At 40.2% G+C, this 4,566-nt stretch carries 7 protein-coding genes; 6 read left to right on the top strand and 1 reads right to left on the bottom strand.

The window, feature by feature from the left end; translation table 11 throughout:
- The 4 genes from BLQ17_RS22420 to BLQ17_RS21670 all read left to right on the top strand — a co-directional run.
- Positions 1–254: hypothetical protein (locus BLQ17_RS22420; RefSeq protein WP_218121883.1), on the top strand; the 254-nt coding region annotated here is incomplete at its 5' end.
- Positions 251–430: a hypothetical protein gene (locus BLQ17_RS21680; protein ID WP_092226325.1), complete on the top strand. Its 180-nt coding sequence runs from the start codon at positions 251–253 to the stop codon at positions 428–430. The genes BLQ17_RS22420 and BLQ17_RS21680, both read left to right, overlap by 4 nt.
- Positions 430–1,323 carry a hypothetical protein gene (locus BLQ17_RS21675; protein ID WP_092226323.1) on the top strand — a complete coding sequence of 298 codons (894 nt, stop codon included), beginning with the start codon at positions 430–432 and terminating at the stop codon, positions 1,321–1,323. The genes BLQ17_RS21680 and BLQ17_RS21675 overlap by 1 nt, the downstream gene beginning before the upstream one ends.
- Before the next feature lie 37 nt (positions 1,324–1,360).
- Complete coding sequence (locus BLQ17_RS21670) at positions 1,361–2,182, top strand: DNA cytosine methyltransferase (RefSeq protein ID WP_092226321.1); 822 nt, start codon at positions 1,361–1,363, stop codon at positions 2,180–2,182.
- A 145-nt stretch (positions 2,183–2,327) separates the two neighbouring features.
- Here the strand turns inward: BLQ17_RS21670 and BLQ17_RS21665 are convergent, their stop codons facing one another.
- A complete protein-coding gene (locus BLQ17_RS21665) occupies positions 2,328–3,113 on the bottom strand; it encodes a hypothetical protein (protein WP_092226319.1) in 786 nt (261 codons plus the stop codon).
- A gap of 469 nt (positions 3,114–3,582) precedes the next feature.
- On the opposite strand from BLQ17_RS21665, the gene BLQ17_RS21660 reads away from it, so the two are divergent.
- Positions 3,583–3,993 carry a hypothetical protein gene (locus BLQ17_RS21660; RefSeq protein ID WP_092226317.1) on the top strand — a complete coding sequence of 137 codons (411 nt, stop codon included), beginning with the start codon at positions 3,583–3,585 and terminating at the stop codon, positions 3,991–3,993.
- Between the two features lie 164 nt (positions 3,994–4,157).
- The coding region (locus BLQ17_RS21655; protein ID WP_143005612.1) for a helix-turn-helix domain-containing protein at positions 4,158–4,566 on the top strand (409 nt) is incomplete at its 3' end.

Genomic DNA, 4,566 nt, shown 5'->3' with positions numbered 1-4,566 from the left:
AACTGGAGCTGTTTCATGTCTCCCAGTTTAGGCGCACCTGGGGTGAGTCAATGCGTAAGCAATCCACTCGCAAACTTTTTAGCCCCATGGTGCCGATTAGAAAAAGTGATTTTGATGAATATTGGCAGCTGCCTCTGTATCGGGTCAGGATGGACGGCAGGTGGACTGCGGACGATGCAAAATATTCGTTTTATACCAGGGAACAGATTGTAGAGCAGTGGTTTTGCTTTGATCAATTGGAGGCAACCTCATGAGCAGGGTTCTATGCCAGATGCAGACAGTCGGCCATAAAAAGAACCTTGAGGAAGTGCCAAGGGCCTGGTGCAGAAAGGCTCAATACCAGGCTCTTTGCGCCAAGTGCAGATACAACGAAGGAAGAGAAGTGTCTATCTATCAGCGCGAAAAACAGCAGCGCAAGGGGCGTAAATAATGGCTGAGAAGTACAGGAAAATAGATCCAAGATTATGGAAGGACGAAAACTTCCTCTTGTTGAGCGAAAGAGACAAGCTGATAGCGATCTATGTGATGACCGCTCAGACCAACAGGATAGGTCTGTTTAATTTTTCGCCGGCAAGGGCCGCTGAGGATATCGGAATAGACTACGAAACGTTTCTGGAACGTTTCAGGAACGTTTGTTCGAAGTTCAAATGGGAGTACGACAAAACGTTTCGTGTGCTCTTTATTCCCACCTGGTGGAAGTACAACCATCCTGAAAACCAAAATGTGTTGAAAGGCAACTTAAAAGACCTGCATGATATACCGAATACAAACCTTATTTATAAGTTTTTCAACAACTTAACATATCTTGACGAAACGTTACATAAAACGTTACTGGAACGTTGCCCCAAACCATCCCGAATACAAGAGCAAGAGCAAGAACAAGAACAAGAGCAAGAAAACTACTCTTGTTCGGAGTTATCTGACGATAAAACCGAACCGGAAGCGACAGACGAACCGGTCGAATCTCCAGTGTTGGTTTTTCCTTTGATCCCTCGTGATGGAGAATTTGCAATTTTGCAAAAAGACATCGACGAATGGCAAGAGACGTTTCCAGGCGTTGACGTCCTCCAGGTGCTCAAAAGAGCTCGTCAGTGGAGCATTGACAATCCAAAGCGGCGTAAAACCAAAGCCGGTATCCGGAACCATATCTCGACCTGGCTCAGCAAGGAGCAGAACAAGGCAAGGGCTGCACCAGGAACTGTTTCTCACGGCAAAGTTAACTGCGAGATCTGTCAGTACAACCAGCGTGCACCCTGCAAGAACCTGGGCAAAGAGGGTTTCGACAAAGAGCGGTGTGACTCGTACAAACCGATAGCGAATTGATGGAAAAAAGAAGTGCCGGACAAAAGGATTTTTGAAAATGGAGCAGAAACTGACGCTTAAAGTGCTGGATCTTTTCAGCGGCATCGGCGGCTTTTCCCTCGGCCTTGAACGGGCGGGGATGAGTACCGCAGCGTTCTGTGAGATTGAACCATATTGCCGCAAAGTGCTCCGGAAACACTGGCCTGACGTGCCGATATTTGAAGATGTGAGGAAGTTGAATGCAACAGACATCACCGAAACAATTGACCTTATTTGTGGAGGATATCCCTGTCAACCATTCAGTGCTGCCGGGAAGCGAAGAGGCTCAGAAGATGACCGTTATCTCTGGACGGAATATTTACGACTCATACAAGAGCTTTCTCCCCGGTGGGTTGTTGCCGAGAATGTTGCTGGGCACATCAGTATGGGCCTCGACCAGGTGCTTTCTGACCTGGAAAGTGAAAACTACAAAAGCTGGACGTTTGTTATTCCGGCTGTCGGTGTCGATGCCCCGCACAAAAGGGACAGAATCTGGATTGTTGCCTACGCCAACAGCACACGTAGCGATAGGAACCAGAACCACAAAATATGCGCAAGGTGGGACTCCATTGAATCATGTTTCGGTTCTCTGGCCAACACCAACCGCACAGGACAGCAAAAACAGTACGCTACCCGTCTCGCAGAGAGAAAGGGATTCGATTCCTGGTTCTCTGTTGAGAAAAGGGGAAAAACCCGGTGGCCAGCTGAACCCGGAGTGGGTCGAGTGGCTGATGGGGTTTCCTGCCGGGTGGACAGACTTAAAGCGCTCGGAAACGCAGTCATCCCGCAAATACCGGAGATCATCGGCCGGGCAATAATGCAAATAGAATTGTGTTATTAATCCGGTGGGCATTTAGGTTAAATTTGTAACTTTAAAATCAGACAGTTAGTGTGTGTTGTGGCTGATGAAAAAGCCCGCCGGATTGATAGTCTTATCTTCTGATACCAAGATAGAAAAAAATAATTTTTAAAAATTTCAAGTCATGTCAGTTAAATGTGTTTCTCGCAACAATAAGAAAAAACCATATAATTATAGGAAAGTTCGACCATAGGTATGATCGAATTATTTTATCTAAAATATTCATTACCTTCTTACTTGTTTTATAGGACAAAGTTGTTTCAATACTCTCTAAAAAGATGTTATTTGCTTTAATACACAATTCGCATTGTTCAGAAAAACCACCTTTGTCAAAATATTTATTTTTATGTTTTTCATCATCAATTTCATCAATGCGCCGTTTGGTACCTCTTTGCTGTTCTATATAAGCAGCTTGCACGCCAAATACTAACAACATTACTAACGCAAGAAAAAAAGCTATAACTGCATTATGTTTAACGCAATTAATGTAAAAAAAATGAATAACCGCCATATTCCACAATCCTAGCCCAATAGCAACAACACTTGTTACTAACCCAAAATGCAGTTTAATCAATCTAAAACGCAAATAATCTTCCAACAGGACAGCTTGAGCTTCGCGATCTATTTCTTTTTCTGGCTTTGTTTTGTCATTATTTTTGTTTTCTGGGTCTATATTCCATAAATCCAGAGGGTTTATTTTCAAAAGACAGTATCTTGCCCTTATTTTTTCACAAATTCCTCTGTGACTGTCGGAGTCGTCAAAGAAATGAGTCAATATTATTGACACCGGAATAAACAAAATAACAGGAGTGACATGATCAAAAAAACCCGAAATAATAAGTTTAATAACAGAGGTTAAGTTTTGAATAGCCAAAGTTAGATTTTCTACAATAAAAACATATTGTTCAATCATCTCGTTTCCTCCTCTCTGTGAAGCGCTTGATATTGAGTGTAATTACATAAAATCATAAGGAATATTAAAATTATTAAATACACAGTTACGCAAGCTACTATAATTATATATAACAGGATTTGGTTAACCAAGTAAAAAAACATCAGAACCTAATTACACCACTCATTGCAGAAAAAAATAATATTCTTTCTATTTGATATTGTAGACATTTTTATTTTATCTAGTGTGTTCAATCAACAATTTTTGTTTGTTGACAGAATATATATTTTTAACAATAATGTATCATGCGCGCTTTATAGTGTTAAATTGATAATAAGAATTATTTCTTAATGTTTTTTCTATGGGGAGAGTTAAGACAACATTAAAAGAAAATAACTACAAGTTTAACTGTATATATTAATAAATACCGGTGAATTAATTAACAAAGTGTGATGGAATATATTTGCACACAATCAAAACTATATCATATATGAATACAATACAAAATGACCTGATAAATATAACAAGTAAAATATTTTTTACTTGTTTGCATAATTTGAAAATTTTATTGTCTGATAATTTTTTATTTTTTGCACTCCAAGCAGTTTTTCTTTTTATTGTAGTTTTTGCTTATATAAAAGATTGGCGTGAAAATCACAGCAATGAAGCTATTTTGCACATAAAAATAAATGAAAAAACTATAAACCTATTTTATGCCTTTTATTTTGGTCTTACTGGTATAATTGTGGCAATTATTTTGGCGATTGATGTTACAAAAGATTTTCGGATTTTTTGGATCATTTTAGACAATTTCGGATTAATATATGTTTGTTTGTTAAATAAGTGGGGAAGAAACAGTATCTTGCGAGGTGCAATTCATATTGAAAACATTAGAGACTAATACAAAAGAAGCATCCCTTTCATCAATCGCAAAGAAAAAACAAGCAAAAAAATCCAACGACGAACTAGAAAGAGGGATGGAGAAATGACCTTCATCGACCATGAATTGCTGGTTGGAAAAATTCAGAAGGATATTGTCAGTATTGGGAAATAGCGAGAGGATAGATGGCAAGACCAAAAGGAACGGGAAAATACAAACCGGAATACGATCAAATCGCATACGTGGCATGCGTTGAAGGCGGTTTCACAGTGTCGAAAATTGCAAAGCTGTTTGGTGTCGACAGAGTCACTGTCTATCGCTGGATGGATGCAAATGAGGGTTTCTGCAACGCCATAAAAAGCGGCAGGGATAAATTCGACACAATGACCGCCGAAGACTCACTCCTCAAGCGCATCAAAGGGTATCGAACGAAAGAGTCGACCCAGGAGCTGAAGATAATCGTTGATCCAGATACAGGAGAAACAGAGGAGAAGCTTGTCACGACAAAGACTGTGAACAAGGCGGTCGCTTCTGATGTGACCGCTACGATCTTCTTTCTGAAAAACAGGGCCCCGGAACGCTGGAGGGATGCAA

The organism is Desulforhopalus singaporensis, from assembly GCF_900104445.1.
GTDB lineage: Bacteria > Desulfobacterota > Desulfobulbia > Desulfobulbales > Desulfocapsaceae > Desulforhopalus_A > Desulforhopalus_A singaporensis.
This window is presented reverse-complemented; position numbering and strand designations above follow the sequence as displayed.